Source organism: Sphingobacterium sp. NPDC055431 (assembly GCF_053644255.1).
This window is the reverse complement of sequence record NZ_JBSHLH010000002.1, coordinates 147,124-164,185: the sequence shown is the minus strand read 5'-3', so window position 1 is coordinate 164,185 and position 17,062 is coordinate 147,124. Positions and strand designations below refer to the sequence as shown.

The 17,062-nt window shown below is 34.8% G+C and carries 16 protein-coding genes and 1 pseudogene; 1 reads left to right on the top strand and 16 read right to left on the bottom strand.

Translation table 11 applies throughout. The annotated features are described in order from the left end of the window. Positions 1 to 219 precede the first annotated feature (219 nt). Genes ACWIB3_RS03655 through istA form a run of 4 tightly spaced genes read right to left on the bottom strand, consistent with a single transcriptional unit; the run spans position 220 to position 3,307 of the window. Positions 220 to 1,128 (bottom strand): IS3 family transposase, encoded by a 909-nt coding sequence (locus ACWIB3_RS03655; protein ID WP_454290912.1) that lies wholly within the window; start codon positions 1,126 to 1,128, stop codon positions 220 to 222. Beyond that, on the bottom strand, positions 1,125 to 1,523 hold the full coding sequence (locus ACWIB3_RS03650; protein ID WP_112375785.1) for a transposase: 399 nt from the start codon (positions 1,521 to 1,523) through the stop codon (positions 1,125 to 1,127). Before ACWIB3_RS03650 ends, ACWIB3_RS03655 begins: the two co-directional genes overlap by 4 nt. Positions 1,524 to 1,547: 24 nt before the next feature. Beyond that, positions 1,548 to 1,751, bottom strand: a complete 204-nt coding sequence (locus ACWIB3_RS03645) for a hypothetical protein (RefSeq protein WP_454290911.1) — start codon at positions 1,749 to 1,751, stop codon at positions 1,548 to 1,550. Between the two features lie 26 nt (positions 1,752 to 1,777). After that, positions 1,778 to 3,307 (bottom strand): IS21 family transposase, encoded by a 1,530-nt coding sequence (gene istA / locus ACWIB3_RS03640; protein ID WP_454290910.1) that lies wholly within the window; start codon positions 3,305 to 3,307, stop codon positions 1,778 to 1,780. 133 nt (positions 3,308 to 3,440) lie between these two features. Between istA and ACWIB3_RS03635 the strand changes: the two genes are divergently transcribed. After that, entirely contained in the window at positions 3,441 to 3,926 is a 486-nt protein-coding gene (locus ACWIB3_RS03635) for a transposase (protein WP_454290909.1), read from the top strand. Between the two features lie 75 nt (positions 3,927 to 4,001). Here ACWIB3_RS03635 and ACWIB3_RS03630 read toward each other — a convergent pair whose 3' ends face one another. From ACWIB3_RS03630 to ACWIB3_RS03575, 12 genes and pseudogenes are all read right to left on the bottom strand, one after another. After that, entirely contained in the window at positions 4,002 to 6,404 is a 2,403-nt protein-coding gene (locus tag ACWIB3_RS03630; protein WP_454290908.1) for a GumC family protein, read from the bottom strand. A 15-nt stretch (positions 6,405 to 6,419) separates the two neighbouring features. Then, positions 6,420 to 7,181 carry a polysaccharide biosynthesis/export family protein gene (locus tag ACWIB3_RS03625; RefSeq protein WP_454290907.1) on the bottom strand — a complete coding sequence of 254 codons (762 nt, stop codon included), beginning with the start codon at positions 7,179 to 7,181 and terminating at the stop codon, positions 6,420 to 6,422. 382 nt (positions 7,182 to 7,563) lie between these two features. Next, on the bottom strand, positions 7,564 to 8,517 hold the full coding sequence (locus ACWIB3_RS03620; protein WP_454290906.1) for an MraY family glycosyltransferase: 954 nt from the start codon (positions 8,515 to 8,517) through the stop codon (positions 7,564 to 7,566). Positions 8,518 to 8,522: 5 nt separating this feature from the next. Continuing rightward, positions 8,523 to 9,437, bottom strand: a complete 915-nt coding sequence (locus tag ACWIB3_RS03615) for an NAD-dependent epimerase/dehydratase family protein (protein ID WP_454290905.1) — start codon at positions 9,435 to 9,437, stop codon at positions 8,523 to 8,525. Further along, positions 9,434 to 10,690, bottom strand: coding sequence for a glycosyltransferase family 4 protein (locus ACWIB3_RS03610; protein ID WP_454290904.1), 1,257 nt, complete (start codon positions 10,688 to 10,690; stop codon positions 9,434 to 9,436). The genes ACWIB3_RS03615 and ACWIB3_RS03610 overlap by 4 nt, the downstream gene beginning before the upstream one ends. A gap of 5 nt (positions 10,691 to 10,695) precedes the next feature. Continuing rightward, positions 10,696 to 11,835 (bottom strand): non-hydrolyzing UDP-N-acetylglucosamine 2-epimerase, encoded by a 1,140-nt coding sequence (gene wecB, locus ACWIB3_RS03605; RefSeq protein ID WP_454290903.1) that lies wholly within the window; start codon positions 11,833 to 11,835, stop codon positions 10,696 to 10,698. Between the two features lie 34 nt (positions 11,836 to 11,869). Then, positions 11,870 to 12,991 (bottom strand): polysaccharide biosynthesis C-terminal domain-containing protein, encoded by a 1,122-nt coding sequence (locus ACWIB3_RS03600; protein ID WP_454290902.1) that lies wholly within the window; start codon positions 12,989 to 12,991, stop codon positions 11,870 to 11,872. Beyond that, positions 12,991 to 13,413, bottom strand: a complete 423-nt coding sequence (locus ACWIB3_RS03595) for a hypothetical protein (protein WP_454290901.1) — start codon at positions 13,411 to 13,413, stop codon at positions 12,991 to 12,993. The genes ACWIB3_RS03600 and ACWIB3_RS03595 overlap by 1 nt, the downstream gene beginning before the upstream one ends. A gap of 12 nt (positions 13,414 to 13,425) precedes the next feature. Next, the gene (locus ACWIB3_RS03590) at positions 13,426 to 14,460 is read right to left on the bottom strand and encodes a polysaccharide biosynthesis protein (RefSeq protein ID WP_454290900.1); all 1,035 of its coding nucleotides are present in this window, start codon (positions 14,458 to 14,460) and stop codon (positions 13,426 to 13,428) included. Between the two features lie 91 nt (positions 14,461 to 14,551). Then, a pseudogene (locus ACWIB3_RS03585) lies at positions 14,552 to 14,722 on the bottom strand (DapH/DapD/GlmU-related protein); the annotation flags it as partial. A 277-nt stretch (positions 14,723 to 14,999) separates the two neighbouring features. Next, the gene (locus ACWIB3_RS03580) at positions 15,000 to 16,127 is read right to left on the bottom strand and encodes a glycosyltransferase (protein ID WP_454290899.1); all 1,128 of its coding nucleotides are present in this window, start codon (positions 16,125 to 16,127) and stop codon (positions 15,000 to 15,002) included. A gap of 38 nt (positions 16,128 to 16,165) precedes the next feature. Next, positions 16,166 to 17,062, bottom strand: coding sequence for a hypothetical protein (locus tag ACWIB3_RS03575; protein WP_454290898.1), 897 nt, complete (start codon positions 17,060 to 17,062; stop codon positions 16,166 to 16,168).

Sequence of the window (17,062 nt, the reverse complement as noted above, 5' to 3'; positions counted from 1 at the left end):
TCATTTGGCACACTTTGAACCGTAATAACTGGCCCTAACAGACTTAAATGACTGGCACAATGTCTCGTCCTAAAAAAACTTTACAGATTTAACTGTCTCGTCCTAAAAAAACTTTACAGATTTAACCATTAGTCCTAGAAAGATCTTACAGGTGTTATTTGGTAATCCTGAAAATCCTTTACAAGTATACAAACTCCTTCTTTCATCTAAAATATCTTTTCAAATTACTTTTTCAGTTGACGTTAACTTTTTTGGATAACGCTTCCATCGCTTTTTGATTTCGCCGTTATGAAAATGCGCTCCTTCCGGCGTTCGGAAATCCAAGCTGGCATGCGGACGTTGACTGTTATATATCCTGATGATCTTGTCAATATTCTTAGAAGCATCTTTATGATTCTGGTAAACCCGTTTGGGATAGAATTCGTTTTTCAGGATCCCGTTTACCCGTTCGGCCAGAGCGTTATCGTAGGGACTGCCGTTTTGGGTCATGCTTATAGCGACTCCATAACGTTGAAGCATTTCGGTATACTCGTTGCAGCAGTACTGGATCCCACGGTCCGAATGATGGATGAGGTAGAAGGGAGACACATGCTTCCAGTTAGATATCGCCATCTCCAATGCCCTTAAACAGCCCGTCGCCTCAAGAGTGGGATGTAATGCATATCCAACAATCTTTCGGGAGTACGCGTCGGTGATGAGGCTGAGATAACTGAAGCCCTGTACCGTCCTGATGTAAGTAATGTCGCTTACCCAGAGCTGTTCAGGTCCCGTGATGATAAGTTCTTTTATCAGGTTAGGGTATCTCTTAAAGATATGGTTGGAATCTGTGGTGCGGACTATGCGCTTGCGCCGCCTGATCAACAGGCCATGGAACCGAAGTAAATTGAACAGCTGATCGCGCCCCATTTTTATACCGTGTTCGATCAGCCGTGGTTCGAGAACGTGAAGCAGCTTCCTTGTCCCTAACAATGGCATCTGTATCCGAATTTCCTTTACCAGAGTCAGGACGACCATATTTGCTATCGTTGTTTTTTCCGCATAGCGGATAGCGTCGTAATAAGCCTGTCTAGTGACGCCAAACAGTGCACAGAGATCTCCCAGACTTATGTGGGGATGGCTCTGCCTCATTCTTTTGACCGTTTGGCACCAAGCTTTTTTCTGATCTTGATCTTGAGTTCCTCTTCACTAACCTGGATCATGGTCTGCAGTCCTTCAATCTTTAGGTTGGCTTTTTCCAAAGCTTTCTGTAGATCTATCACCTGCTTAGAGAGCGCCTTTACTTTTGAGGTTTCATTTGGTTCCTTCATCGGCTTTTGAATCGGTCTTATCAAAGGAAGCAAAGAATCCTGAATAACCCAACTATTAATTGTATTTCTACTTATACCATAAATTTTAGCCGCTGTACGATGACTGTGAAAACCTGATTTTATCTCACCAACGATCTTGCGCTTTACTTCTTCTGAATACGATGTACCCCTCTTTTTGAATGGCTGTTTAACACCATTTTTTGGAACTTTTCCCATGTCCTTTACAATTTTGGTGTAAAGCTATTTCAGGACAAGACAGAAGGCTGCATTCTTCTTTAACCTCTCGAACCGCAGTTCGAAGCGACTGTCAGATTCGGCCTGCAGCAACAGGGTAAGTCCTTCTTCCAGCGCCAGTTTTCCGATCTGCCGTGTTTCTTTCATCGCTTTCCATTGACGCTCCATTCCATGGAAGCGGAGCGTGTTCAATTGTTGTTCTACATTCATCTGTTTCTAAGTTTTATAGTTCATTTTTATGAGTAATAGGATGCTCCCCTGATATTTTCATGTTGTGGCAATTGCTTGTTATCCGCCCCCTCTTGCTGTTGCTCCACCATTCCGTTTTCCAATATTCTTTGTAGGAACTTATAGGACAGCATGTCGTTCCTTAAGGCAATTTCACATGCTTTGAAGAATGTTTCCCCATAGCTACGGTGCAGCCTAAAGAGTCCTTCGCACGTTCTGTAGAGTTGTTCCGGATATCGGTCGCTTTGCCCAAAGACCCGAACGACCAGTAAGTGAAAGTCCGGATGGATATCCAGAGCGCGCTTGATATAATAATCTGGCGAACGGGTGCCATACTGCTGGTGCTTGGAAGCAAGGTGTTCGGGATGCGTCGAGTATTTGTTGGCAACAAAATTCCTGCTGTGCAGGGCTACCTGTACGTTCTCAATATAGATGTGGACTAAACGCTCAGTATAGACCACTAGGGCCTGTTTGCCAATATGGACATAAGGAACGCTATAGGAATGCCTGTCCCTTTTGAGATGTACATGTCCATTGGTTCCCACTTTGAGGGTCGTATAATATTTCATCGAAAAGCGGTCCCGAGGAAGTGGTCTGAGACTGGACAGCTCGTTGCTGAGAAACCGTTCCTGACGGCAATAGTTCCTGTCCTGCATTCTGGTCTGGTTCAATCTCTCGATACACTCTCCGATAGCAAGGTTGAGTGAGGGGAGATCAAAGAACTGCCTGTTGCGTAACCGGGCAAATACCTGGGTATAGATGATCTTCACGTGGTTCTCTACGGCACTTTTATCCCGGGGCCTGGCAGGCCTTGCAGGCACTACGACCGTATCATAATGGTTTGCCAGATCTTCCATGGACCTGTTGATCTCTGGTTCATACCGATCGGTTCGTATGACGGCTGACTTGAGGTTGTCCGGGACAATCGCTCTGGGGACCCCTCCAAGAAACTGCAGGCAGCAGTCCAGTGCATAGAGAAAATCGGGGGATCGCTGACTGGGAACGGCCATGGCAAAACAATAGTTGGAATATGGCAGGCACGCAACAAATATCTCGCATAAAATGATTTCACCAGTCTCATGGTCGATGTAACCCAGCTTCTTGCCGGAGAAATCGATGAAAAGCTTGTCACCGGGTTCGTGGTCCAGTATCATGCTTCCATCACGACGTGAGACCAGTAATTGCTTTAGATGGAAACAGAACTGGGCATAGCTATATCCCTGTGGATGAGCTACTAAATACTCTTCCCACAAAAGTCTCCGGTTTACACCTATTCGTGATAGTTCTTTTTCAAAATAAGGAAGCCTTTCTTTTAGATACTCGAAACGCTCGTCCCGATAGGCGGGGTTCCCCGATCTGAGCATCCGCTCAAGAACTGGATCTTCCAGTTCCAGTATCCTTTCCAGAGATAGATTCAGGTCCGTTACCTTCTTTAGATAGGACTTTACCGTATTCTTGCTGATGGAAAGATGACGGGCTATTGTTTTAATGGGATAATTCTCCCTGTGCAATCGTATTAACTGTTTGATCTGACTCATGGGTCTTGATTTACCGGCCATTGGAATATATCGATTAGGTCTAGCCCAAATAAACCAAAAAACAGAAACCCATGAAAAATGAGTGCATAAGGGGTCAATATCCGCCAGAATTCCATGCTTTAACAGCCTCTAAATGCAGATGGTGATTTCTTTTTTGTCCAGATTGCTGGGGTCAGCTTACTCCAGAATATCCACCGCCCAGGTGAGCTGCTATCAAGCTCAGCGATGTGAGGGCTGTCCGATGCGTGGTGGATGTCATAAAGCCCAGGGCAATCGTCTGATTGAAGTCAATCACCGCCTTGCTTGGCTTAAGGCCAGAGCTAGAGAAAGGTTACTGTCGGCACAGGGGCTATACCATCGAAGCAAAAGACCCGTGGAAGTCGAAGCGGTATTTGGACAGATGAAAAGCAACAACAGGTTTACCCGATTTAGTATGAAAGGACTGGAGAAAGTTACCGTGGAGTTCGGCTTGATGGCTATTGCCCATAACCTAAGAAAATGGGCAAAAAAGTGGAAAAACAAAGCTTTTATTGGTAAACCAGGTGGCAAAAACTTCCTATTTGCGATAAATCAAGCCATCAACATGCTGAAAAGTACAAAACATCGACTTGCAGCTTAATATTGCTCATGAAATTATAATTGAGCTCCAGAAAGCTATAAAACAGAAGAAGGTGCCTTTTTAGACACCTTCTTATTATTTATTATTCTTAAAAAGTTTCTTAAACTGTTTTTTGAGTTTTGCTCTGATCGAGACAGAACTAGAATCTATATAACCATAACCATAGCCATAGCCATAGCCATAGCCATAACCTCTGGCAAAATCGACATCATTTAACACCACAGCCATATTCTTCAATTTACCCTGTTCATATAGTTCCTTAGGAACATTTAACAAGCGTTTATCTAAGTAGTTCGCACGAGCAACATATATAGTAAGATCAGCAAATTCCGAAATCAATAAGGTATCCGTAACCAAGCTTACAGGTGCAGTATCTACAATAACAAAATCATAATTTTCTCGACCATATTCAATCACTTCATGAAAGTGTCCATTCATTAATAATTCTGCAGGATTTGGAGCTATATAACCAGAATATATAATATCAAAATCATAAGGAGCCGGTTTATGAATAATAATATTATCCACCGGCATATCAGGATTAATTAGATATTGAGTAACACCAATATTTGTATGTTGTAAATGAGATAGACCCAAGTAATCTAAAACTTTCGGCGACCGAATATCTGCTCCTATCAACAAAATTTTTTTTCCAGACATTGCTAAAATTCTCGAAAGATTAGTTGCCACAAACGATTTCCCTTCTCCTGATGTCGTTGATGTCACAAAGATTACAGCCGAATCTTTTTTAGTTCCCAACATAAAGGAAACATTAGTACGTAAAATTCGAAAAGCTTCAGCTAAAGATGATCTATCATTATCCTTAACTACTGGATCCTCCGATTCCGGAATTTCACCTAAAATCGGGGCATTAAATTTGTCCTCAATATCCCTACGTGAATGAACCTTATTATCCATCAAGAATTTTAAATAAAGAATCCCAAATGGAATTAGAAATCCTGCAATCAAAGAAGCCAATAAGATAATCGCCCCCCTTGGTGCAACAGGTTGATCCGACCCGTAAGCTTCATCGATAACTTTCAAAATTGCTGGAGTAGCAGCTGCTTGAATTTCAGTTTCTTCTCTTTTCTGTAATAAAAATAAATATAACGTTTCAACAATTTGTTGTTCTCTTGAGATATCCTTAAAACCCCTTTCTTGATTCGGCAAAGAGCTTAATTTATTTTCGAATTTATCCTTTTGACCTTGTAAGGCATTTACATTGCTTTGTAGAACTTGTCGATAATTATTTAAGGATGTGCGCAAAGATATACCAATTTCATTGATGTTTTTGTTAAGATTTTGCACAATAGGATTGTCGGGAGTAGCAGATTTTAACAGATCATCCCTTTCTAATATCAGATCATTGTAGCTTTTAATAGAACTTTGAATTGACAAATCATTGAGCCCTATATTTGAAGGTAATAAATCACCTTCATTTCCAGTCACGGCTCCTCCCATTATATCAGCTAAGCGTAATTGCGTTTGGTATTCAATAAGCTTGCGCTCATTTTCAGAAGCATTCTGCATATACATCTGAATTTCGGAGCTCATATCAACCATATTATTCTGATCCTTATAATCCGCAACTTTAGAATCCGCTTCCGATAAATTCTTTGAGATTAGTTCTAATCTTGAGTCAATAAATGCAGTAGTAGCTCTTGACAATCTAGTTTTATCTTCAGTCACATCTTTATTATATTGATCAATCAAAGAATTGAGAATTAACTCGGCCTTTTTTTTATTACCTGAATTCATAGAAAAACTAACAACATAAGATTGCTTTTCTTTGCTGGAATTTATTTGGATCGCATTTAGGAGATCATCCACAGCTTTGTTAACAGGTGAATATGAAATAATAATATCAGATTCAATTGGTTTATTCCCTTGAGGCAAGACCATTATAGGCCCTAATGGGCTTGTTATGCTCTCTCCCAAAGAAAAGGCTCTAGATCCATTTTCTTCATCCTCAATAAAAAATCTATTCTGCTTCTTTTGAATAATCAAATTATATTTAACCGAATCTAATTTAGGATTATTAGGTTCCAAGAAAACTACTCTAAGGGGAGATTGAGATTCCAACATCTCCGAAGTCTTTACATTTCCCTTGCTTAAATAAATTGTATTTAATCTATTCTGTTCAATAACCTTATTAAATATCCTTCGAGATTTCATTACTTCAATCTGATCTAAGACAAAAGCAGAGGCTGACCCTCCTCCTGCTAAAGTAGCTAATTCAGATAGACCGGCTAATTCTCCAGTTGCTTTATTTTCATCTTGTAACAAAATCTTCGCTGTAACATTATATATTTTATCCGCATATCGCAAATAAACAAATGCAGCTATCAGACAAATAACTATAGAGACAAAAAACCACTTCCAATAATAAGCATATTGTTCAAACAGTTGTTTAATATTTATTTCTGGTTCGTCTTTCTCTTTATTAGAGGAATATGAATTTGTAGAATGATTATTCATGTTTTAAAATAATAACTAACGAGTTAAAACTGATACCATTGTAATAATTAAACTCGCAACAGAAACAAAAACCCCTGTATTTTGAGTATATTTAGATGATTGAACTTTTGCACCATTCGGCTCAACATAAATTACATCATTTTGAGCTAAGTAATAAACAGGCGAATTTAAGACATCTTTCTTAGTTAAGTCCACCCTGTACTCTTCCTTTTTTCCATTTTGTTCTCGAATAACCATCACATTATTCCTTACTCCATTAATAGTTAAATCACCTGCAAGCCCAAGAGCTTCTAAAATAGTAATTCTATCATTGTTAATTGGGAAAGAACCTGGATTCTTTACTTCTCCCAAAACAGTGACACGAAAGTTTCGGACCTCCATACTTATTCCTGGATCAACAATATAACGAGCAACCTCTTTTCTAAGAAATTCCATGGCTTGGGTTCTTGTTTTTCCTGCCAATTTTACTTTTCCTAATTTAGGAAAATCAATCTCTCCATTAACGTCTACTGAATAAGTAGGAATAAATGGATTTGTGGATTGAATAGTTCCTGATGCTCCTTGATAAGGAGAAATTTGATTAAAAGGAGTCGTGGCCCTTACATCGTCTGCAGTAACGGAAATTGCTAAGATATCGCCAGGTTGTAACTTCGGAGCATTAAGCTCATATGAAGTATTTAACTGCGTAGAATCAGGTTGAAAGTAAATTAAATCCTTTCTAGATGCACAAGATGTAAACAAGCCTAATGCAACAATAAAGCAGAGAAGTATTCTCATAAAACTATTATTAATATTATTTGGTCAGACAAACAAAAACCAGTCCAAGTTAGCTAAAAGCACAAAAATAAACTATTAATCTCAATATTCTAATAAAAACTCACATTTGTAAGAATAAATAGAAAAACCTAATACCGACTTTGGACCTACATACCAGTAGAATCCTATTATTTAATAAAATAATCACTAATAGTATACTCAATAACAACTAATTAATACAACCTTGCAAAAACTTCACAAGAGCTGCAAATCAGTTATTTATAATAAAAACGATCACTAAATAATTTATAAAACTTAAAATCTAATAATTAGTTGAATTTTCAAATACTGACAAGAATACAAGATTATCAGTGATAAAAACTATATAAAAGAGATAATCATTTTAAACATACTTTTTAATCACAAGCCTTTTTATTATTAAATAAACAAGGCTTACACCGAATAATAAGCTTCCTGCAAAAATCAATTGGAGCTCGAACTGATAACTGCTTATCCAAATAACCGATAATCCAATTAGAAATTGAAGAATAGCATACGAACATGATACTAGCAATTTGTTTACACCAACCTCATTCCCTAAATATTGATATAAATGAGATCTATGAGCTTCAAAAATATTTTCCTTTAAGGTTAATCGTCGAATAATAGTCCATACCGTATCTACTCCGTAAACGGTTAAGAACAATATATATATCAAATTGCCCGTTTTAATAATTAGTGCCCCTAGTGCAAACAATAATATATAGGCTATAGATACTGATCCAACATCTCCCGCAAATGTTTTAGCCTTTATACGAAAATTAAAAAATGAGAACACCAAGAGTGCAATCAATGAATAGCTTAGTAATCGCTGATCCACAAAAGCAATATTACAATTTACAATTATTAATAGAGTAGCAACAACTATACTATAGGAAGCAGTAATCCCATTAATTCCATCCATAAAATTATACGCGTTAATTACACCTACAATGACAATAAATGTTATTAAGAGATAATACCACGGAAGACTAAAAACATCTAACTGATAAGCCATTAATAAAACAGATCCAAAATGTATAAATAACCTTATTTTATTTGACAGCGTTAAAATATCATCCAAAAATGAAACCAATGTCATTAATGTAAGCCCGAGAAAAAACCATGGGTATTGATATCCTGAATAAAAAAAATAAGCGATTGCCCCTAAATAAAAAATAACTCCTCCCCCTCGTAAAGTTATGGTGGTGTGAGAAGATCGAAGATTGGGTTTGTCTATAATATTAAATTTAAGCGCTACTTTGAAATAAAACAATTCCAAAAAAAATAATAAAATAAATAAAACTAGGTACTCCATAATATCTATTTTACATTAACATTAAATGATTGAATAGTTGTTATCAAGCCATCTTCTACAGAAATAGGTAGTTGTTCGATGCTTAATTTAGTTTTTATTTTCTGGTTGGAAACGACATATGATTCAGTCAACTTTTTCAATCTTTCTGAATTTAAAGGCAGGGATAACTTATCTCCAAATTTTGCTAGATCACTAATTACCTTCCTATTTATTCTCCAAATCTTAGGATTTCTACCTAAAGTTCGTCCAATCAAAGCAACTAGTTCATTTGTCGATAATGATTTATCATCCGAAAAATTATAAATTCCAGAGTCTAAACTTTCATCTTTCAACATTTTTTCAATTAAAAAACAGAGATTACCAATACTTAAAAAAGAGCGTTGATTATCAAATGCTCCTAATGGCCAAGGAATTCCCTGTTTAACAAAATTAAATAATAAATTAAGATTACCCTTATTTCCTGGACCATGGATCATGCAGGGACGGATAATAAAAAACCTTTTACCTTTAGGTAATTCTTTAGATAATAGGTATTCTTCAGCTTCTAATTTTGATTTTCCGTATGAAGTCAAAGGATTGGCAAAGATATCCTCTGATAATACCTCATCAATAGTATCAGCAACAGCTTTTACAGAGCTAAAATAAAAGAAGTCTCTCACATCAGAAGTCAAAAACATATTAAATAAACTTATAGTAAGATCGCGGTTAATAGTAAAATACTCCTCAGGATTCGATGTGTTTGATGTATCATGTGCCTTTCCTGCTAGATGTATAATAGCGTCAAAGCCATTTAGAGAAATAGTTTTCCAGCTACTATCTCTTAATGAAACATCCATTATTTCGTATTCGTTTTGAAGAATTAAATATTGACTCAAATTTTGCCCTACAAAGCCAGAAGCACCCGTAATTAAAACCTTCATGAGATTATAAGTTTTTCCACCAAATCTATATATTGTTTGGTTACTTTTTCTTTCGTATATCTTGAGTGAATAACTTCATAACCATTTTCACCCATAATATGAAGTTCTTCCTTTTTTACTTGGGAAATAAAATTTACTATCGAGTTTACCTTATCTTCAAAAATACTGTCTGTAATTAATTTTGCGCAACCAATCGGTTCAAGAAAATTGATAATTGAAGTATTTTTTCCTGAACATACTATTAACGGTCGCTTACAAGACATAATTGTATAGACTTTTGAAGGGAAACCATGTCCTTCCATTTCTTTTGACATAAAAATAAATTGCAAATCAGAAAACGCCAACAATTCAGGCATCTTATCTCTTGGTTGATAAGGTAGAATATGGACTCTATCCAATTTGAGGGTTTGTTTTTTTGTTATGAGATAATCCTTCATAATGCCTTCTCCAATTATATAGAAATCAATTTCTTGGCCCTTCAAACGTTTTGCAACTTCTATCAGAGGTTCCCAATCTTGAGCATGTCCAATATTTCCAGCATACATCAATTTTAGTGAGGCATTGCCATGAGAAAAATCTTTACCCAATTGAACTTCATTACCCTTTAGGGGAGCATATAAGTTGGCGTCAACAAAATTTGGTATTATATGAAGCTTTTCTTTATTGTCAAATCTATCAATGATAGTATCATAGAAAACTTGATCAATCGTTGTGATTGCATCTGATTTATTATAGATAAATCGTTCTAACCATTTTAATAAATTTATAATTGATTTAGATTTTAATCCTCCTTGCTCTATTAAAAAGTCTGGATAAATCTCTTGGACATTATAAACAACTTTTGCCCCCTTAATCTTTCCTATTATTAAATTAATAAGACCGATTGTTAGTGGAGGAGAAGGAGATATTATAACATCAATACCTTTAATAGTTCCTCCTATTAAAATACCTAATAAATGCCAATAAATAAACCCAATGATTCGTAAAAAAGTAGATTTAAACTTCTTTTGTGGAATATGGATAACCTTTATTCCATGAAAATCACTAACGTAGAACAAGCCTAAATATTTCTTCTTTATGGGTTGCTTTAATAACTCTTCACTTACTACGTTATAATGGGGAGTTGTAGTTAATACAGATACCTCATATCCCGCTTTCTGAAATGCTAATGCAATATCGTTATATAAGTATGCTGTTGAAACTCCATCAGGGCTAAAAGCGATACTGTGTATCAATATTTTTTTCTTTATCATCAAAATTAAATTTCCTCAGACCAAACAACTCTTTTCACATAATCTGTATAGGACAATATAATTCTCACTACTTTTTCAGAGACATTTGGCATAGAATAATCGGTTACTGGTCTAAAATTCCGATCTTCACCAATTTTTTGGGAGAGCACTTGCGTTAATCCTTGTAAAATTCTTTGAGGCGAGAGTCCCACCATCATTACTGAGGCTTCCTCCATTGCTTCTGGCCGTTCATGGGCTTGCCTAATGTTCAAAGCTCTGAAATTTAAGATTGATGATTCTTCTGAGATTGTACCCGAGTCAGAAAGACATGCATAAGAACGCATTTGCAAAGCATTATAATCATGAAAACCTAGGGGTTTTAGAAACTGTATCTGTGGACGCATTTCAATTTGCATCTTCTCTATCATATTTTTGGTTCTGGGATGGGTGGATACAATAATTGGATATTGATATTTATCTGCAATAGCATTTAATGACTCCATTAATCCGCGGAAGTTCTTTTCATTATTGATATTTTCTTCTCTATGAGAAGAAATCACAAAAAATTCATGCTCTTTAAGCCCTAAATTCTCTAATACATTCGATTTTTTAATCTCAGATAAATAATAATTTAAAACCTCATACATGGGTGAACCTGTTTTTATAATGCGATCAGCGGGCAACCCTTCTCGCAAAAGATATTCTCGGGCAATATCAGAGTAGGTTAGATTAACATCTGCTGTATGATCTACTATCTTTCTATTGGTTTCTTCAGGAACTCTTTGATCGAAACATCTATTACCTGCTTCCATATGGAATATAGGGATATGCCTTTTTTTGGCGGGAATGGCACATAAACAAGAATTTGTATCACCTAAAACTAAAAAAGCTTCTGGATTCAACTCTTCCAATAATGGATCAATCTTAATCAAGATATTTCCAATTGTTTCAGTTGCTGTTTTCCCTGCGGCTTCTAAGAAGTAATCAGGTTTCCTTAATCCTAAATCTTCAAAGAAAATTTGATTTAATTCATAATCATAATTCTGCCCAGTATGGACAATAATATGTTCAACAGCTTCAGATGCATCTAATGCTGATAATACTCTTGATAATCTAATAATCTCTGGTCGAGTACCCACGACCGTCATTACTTTCATTTTTTTCATAAATTTCTATTCCTTAATTAATTTAGAACAATTCCTACACCTCCAGAAAATAAGTATCTGGATCATTTGCATCATATGGTTCATTTATCCAAAACAGGGTAATTAACTCTTCTTCTCCAATATTTTTTATATTATGGGTATACCAAATAGGCATATCAACATAAGAAGGTTCAGTCCCATCAAGATAGAAATCGATGATTTCCTCCGTATCCATTTTACGTAATTGAATCAATGCTTTACCCTGTATTACGGCAAATCGTTCTATTTTGCGTGTATGAAAATGGTTGCCACGGGTAATTCCGGGAACAGTCGTTGAATAAGATGATTGTCCTCCAATTCCCGTCCGAATTATTTCGACAAAAGTCCCCCTCGGGTCAGAATGTAATTGAAATTTTCGAGGATAAATATTTTTATGCTCCATATAAGAGCGGAAGGTATTGAAAAGATTTAATTCAAATTTATCTTCTAATTCAGGAACTCCTCCCTTTTCGAGATATTGTACCTTGAATTTTTCTAATAGCCCCAGAACATCACTTACTTTTTTAGTTGATGTGGGTTCTACAATGGATAGGGGTTGGTGTTCAGCTTTTTTAATTAAAAAAATTATCTCTTCAACTAATTCCTGAACATAAATTAAATTAACAGTTCCATCATTTGCAATTGATGGGCTTTCACCATGAGTTAACTGATGACAGAAAGTAGCAATGAAAGAATTGTAATAAGGTTGCCCAAAAGAGCCAAATACATTAGGGATTAGCAAGCCGGTTGTTTTACCATTATTTTTTTCTGCCCATTTAACTAAAGTCTCCCTACCTATACGTTTAGAACGTCCATATAAGTTATCTCGTTCCTCTTGTGTTGATGAAGAAATGAAAACATGTGCTTTGGAACCTGTTCTTAACAAGGATGAGACTAAATTATTAACTAACTCAACATTCGTGTCGTAGATAACTTGTTCATTCTCATGTCTATTCATAGCGGCCAAATGCACTATAACGTCGCATTTAGAAACAAACTCATCTAGCAAATTGGGATTCGTAAACCAAACTTTATTAAAATCAACTACTTGAAAATCATTAGCTAATAAGCCCAGATTATTATATAAATGTTTCCCAACAAATCCATTTTGTCCAGTAATTCCAACTTTTAAAATCATTATTGTTTATTTAAGAAAAAATCTAATGAATATGTGAAATCATCTTTTACTGCATTATCTATACCAAAATCAGAAAAAACTAATAATTCGCTATTCTCTTCTAATGCTTGAAAAGCAGTCCCATATCCAGAGCTCAAATGGAATACTCGATTTTCATCAGATTTCAATATTTCTTTAATAATTGGTAAATCTCTAGATGGGTTATCCCAATTGTCAATTTCTACTATATCTATAGCAAAAGAACCGGATAAGACATAAAGCCAACGTTGTTCTATTTGATGTGCTCTCCATCCTCTAATCAAGGCCAAATCTGTATTCTTTATTATATAAAAGCGTTTAACTAATGACATATCAAAATCATTAACAAAACGAATTTGTCCTCTGTGGTCTTTAGCAATACCACCTTGAATATTCTCAATCATTTTGCACTTAATTTAATACGGATATTGCGTCACATTTTCTCCAAAGACTTCCTTACGTATTAATGGCAAATTGGAAATTAATTTTTTAAGGCCATCAACTCCTTGTTGCTGTGTATTATGAGAATGGTAATCTTCTACTTTTGAGACATCTTCTTCTCCCTCTGAAAAATATTTCGCGTAATTCAAATCACGATTATCTGCCGGTACGCGATAAAATTCACCCATGTCTTCCGCTTTCAACATTTCTTCGCGAGTACATAATGTTTCGTATAATTTCTCACCATGACGGGTACCAATTATTTTTACAGGCACATCCTTACCTGTCAAGTCCATTAACGCTTTAGCTAAATCGCCAATACTGCCAGCCGGAGCCTTATTCACAAATAAGTCTCCTGGATTCGCGTGTTCAAAAGCAAACAATACTAAATCAACTGCGTCTTCCAACGACATGAAGAATCTCGACATGTTAGGATCTGTAATTGTAATTGCTTCTCCTTTTTGAATCTGATTTAGAAATAATGGAATTACAGATCCTCTAGAAGCCATTACATTCCCATATCTTGTAAGACAAACAACAGTATCCTTCAGATTTCTAGCTTCTGCAACTGCAACTTTTTCCATCATTGCTTTAGAAATACCCATAGCATTAATAGGATATGCAGCTTTATCTGTACTTAAACAAATAACTTTTTTTACACCATTAGATGCTGCAGCTCGAATAACATTTTGAGTGCCCTCTACATTTGTCTTAACTGCCTGCATTGGAAAAAATTCACAAGACGGAACTTGTTTTAAAGCGGCTGCATGAAACACATAGTCAACACCACGTGTTGCTGGTTCTACTGATACAAAATCACGTACGTCTCCGATATAGTATTTAATCTTATTATTCTTATAAAGATTACGCATATCGTCTTGCTTTTTTTCATCACGAGAGAAAATTCTTATTTCTTTAAAATGATCTGTTTGCAAAAACCGATTTAGTACAGCAGTTCCGAACGACCCGGTTCCTCCAGTAATTAAAAGTATCTTATCTTTTATTTTCATTTTTTTGTTATTTACATAAATCATCGAAATCAAAACCTATTACTTGAAAATTTTGTGCCAACATAGAGGTATGTATCAATTTGTCATTTTCATCTAGAAACCTGTTTTTAATTTTCTTTGCAGGTACGCCTCCATATATACAGTAGGGATCTACATCTTTTGTTACTACTGACCCAAACGCGATAATCGCACCATCTCCTATTTTTATTCCGGCTTTAATTTTACTAAATGCTCCAACCCACACATCTTTCCCAATAATTGTCTTGTCTATTTTATCTCTACCAGAAAAAATGCACGGAGTACCAGCATTGTTATAAACATGGTCTGCACCAATAATAGAAACATTATTTGCTAACATCGCATAATCACCTAACTCAACTTTCTCATAAATGATACAGTTTGGACCAATATATGACCACGGTCCTGCTTTTATATCTTTAGAAATAATAGATCTTCCGCCAATATAAAATGTAGAATGAACATTCTTATAACCACCAAATGTTCTGTAATAAAACATTTTCAATTTTCTAAATAATTTCCTAATCAATTGTTTCATCATTAGTTCCGATAACATTTTTTAATATTTTAATCTGATACAAAGGATTGAATTTTTCATCAATTATATTGAAACAATTTTTTCTAACATCTTCACGACTATGTTTAATTTGAAACCACTTATAAATTGCATCTGCTAAAGAATCAACATTATTCTTTTCAAAAAACAATCCAGTTTGATGCTCAACTATCGCTTCAAATTCAGGCATTTGATAAGAAAAATCATTATGGGTAACAATAGGAGTTCCATACATTAATGAATGTATAGCAGTTAAACCAACATTTCCAGGCGAAACACATAAATCAGAGTTAAAAATATATTTAGCGATACTCTTTTCATCATATAACTTGCCCGTGAACCATGTATAGCTATTCAGATCTAATTCATTTACAATATTTAATAAATTATTTTTTTCGTCCCCCTCTCCTATAACTACTACATTTATGGGGAAGTTTTTTTCCATGAACATTTTCTTTTGAGCATGAAATATTAGATGAAGTTGTTTAACTTTTGTTAATCTTCCTATGAAAAGGATTGTGGGATTATTATTTAAGAAATAATTTTTATAGATACTTTCTGCAAATAATGATTCTCTAATGACTTTCTGATTTATATAATCAAGAGAATTATATATAACTTTTAACTTATCTGACTTAAAACCCTTAATCATCATTAATCTTTTAGCATATTCACCATATAACAAAATTTTTCCTGCCATAGAAAAAAAAGTTTTTTTTATGGCAGAAACTATCAGCGTTTCTTTACCATACCATCCGTGAGTCCATAAAAATACGTTTTTTCTAAAAAAAACATTCAAAACAAGAATTACCCACGTAGAAAGACAATAATAATCGCCTAAAATTATATAGTTTTTATATTCGCGATTGAATAATATTTTTACTGCACCTTCTTGCCAATAAAAATTAGAAAACAGACTAATGTTTTTAAGTTCCTTTTTGAAACCAGTTAATTCTGCATAATTCAACTTTCTGACATCATCCATCTTGTTTCCAAAATAAAAGTCACAACCAATCTCTTGATCAATTAATTTAAAAATACCAAGTCTATAATGTTGTCCAAAATTATATATTAAACAGGTTTTGTTCGACATCTATTTATACTAAGAAAATTAATATTTATATAAAATTATCATAACCCTTGAGTTGATTCTATTAGAACTTTGCCAGGATTACTAGCACTTTTACTACTAGAATTTAAACTACGAGTATTAAATCCATTAGATTGAATTTTTTTAATCGAATATTTACTATTAACAGGTTCCTCCCACCATAATACACCATTTGCAGATTTACCTTGGTAAGAATAGCTTTTTATGATATTCAAATATCTTTTCATTGCAGTCACATCAACTAACTTGCCCCCGTGCTTCGAACTATTCCCATGAATTACTGGCCATACATATGGCACAAGTTCCTTATTTAATCTTTTCGCAAGGACTAATGACCTTTGTAAATTGAACTTAAAATATTCATCGTTTTTAACACTTCCTTTATCCGAATCTGCATAAACAACATATAATGATGGAGATATATAATCACATTTCTCTAAAATCGGTATTAGTTTACTATCATCACCCTTGTAATGGTTTTGATAATATACTCGACTTGGCAAGCCATAGATACCTACTTTTAAATTAGGTCGAAAAGATTTTATTACATTTATTGCTTTTATAAAAATAGCTTCTGATTTATCAAATTTTTCATCTCCTGGCTTACCGCTATTAAGGTCTTGTATAATCTTTCCTTCAATATCAATAGAAACATAAGAATTATCATTAACATCAGGAAAAAACAATTCTAATCTTTTTTTTACACTATTTACATCAAAATTATTGTCTCCTTTTGGAAAAAACACACTTTGACCTAGCCAAAAATACTTATGGTATAGAGTGTTATTTTTCAAATAATCAATCTCGCTTTTTTCATATCTTGGTTGTAAATAAAACACCTTAAAAGTCTGGGCAAAGTTATTAGTTGGTAAAACAAAAACGATTAAAACTATAAATTTAATTAAATGATTTTTCAT

Coding starts and splice junctions, on each gene's coding strand:
- ACWIB3_RS03625 (WP_454290907.1), bottom strand. CDS start 7,181: ATGAGAATACTTCTCTGCTTTATTGTTGCATTAGGCTTGTTTACATCT.
- ACWIB3_RS03655 (WP_454290912.1), bottom strand. CDS start 1,128: ATGAGGCAGAGCCATCCCCACATAAGTCTGGGAGATCTCTGTGCACTG.
- wecB (WP_454290903.1), bottom strand. CDS start 11,835: ATGAAAAAAATGAAAGTAATGACGGTCGTGGGTACTCGACCAGAGATT.
- ACWIB3_RS03620 (WP_454290906.1), bottom strand. CDS start 8,517: ATGGAGTACCTAGTTTTATTTATTTTATTATTTTTTTTGGAATTGTTT.
- ACWIB3_RS03610 (WP_454290904.1), bottom strand. CDS start 10,690: ATGATAAAGAAAAAAATATTGATACACAGTATCGCTTTTAGCCCTGAT.
- ACWIB3_RS03630 (WP_454290908.1), bottom strand. CDS start 6,404: ATGAATAATCATTCTACAAATTCATATTCCTCTAATAAAGAGAAAGAC.
- ACWIB3_RS03635 (WP_454290909.1), top strand. CDS start 3,441: ATGCAGATGGTGATTTCTTTTTTGTCCAGATTGCTGGGGTCAGCTTAC.
- istA (WP_454290910.1), bottom strand. CDS start 3,307: ATGAGTCAGATCAAACAGTTAATACGATTGCACAGGGAGAATTATCCC.
- ACWIB3_RS03600 (WP_454290902.1), bottom strand. CDS start 12,991: ATGATTTTAAAAGTTGGAATTACTGGACAAAATGGATTTGTTGGGAAA.
- ACWIB3_RS03650 (WP_112375785.1), bottom strand. CDS start 1,523: ATGGGAAAAGTTCCAAAAAATGGTGTTAAACAGCCATTCAAAAAGAGG.
- ACWIB3_RS03595 (WP_454290901.1), bottom strand. CDS start 13,413: ATGATTGAGAATATTCAAGGTGGTATTGCTAAAGACCACAGAGGACAA.
- ACWIB3_RS03580 (WP_454290899.1), bottom strand. CDS start 16,127: ATGTCGAACAAAACCTGTTTAATATATAATTTTGGACAACATTATAGA.
- ACWIB3_RS03615 (WP_454290905.1), bottom strand. CDS start 9,437: ATGAAGGTTTTAATTACGGGTGCTTCTGGCTTTGTAGGGCAAAATTTG.
- ACWIB3_RS03590 (WP_454290900.1), bottom strand. CDS start 14,460: ATGAAAATAAAAGATAAGATACTTTTAATTACTGGAGGAACCGGGTCG.
- ACWIB3_RS03575 (WP_454290898.1), bottom strand. CDS start 17,062: ATGAAAAATCATTTAATTAAATTTATAGTTTTAATCGTTTTTGTTTTA.
- ACWIB3_RS03645 (WP_454290911.1), bottom strand. CDS start 1,751: ATGAATGTAGAACAACAATTGAACACGCTCCGCTTCCATGGAATGGAG.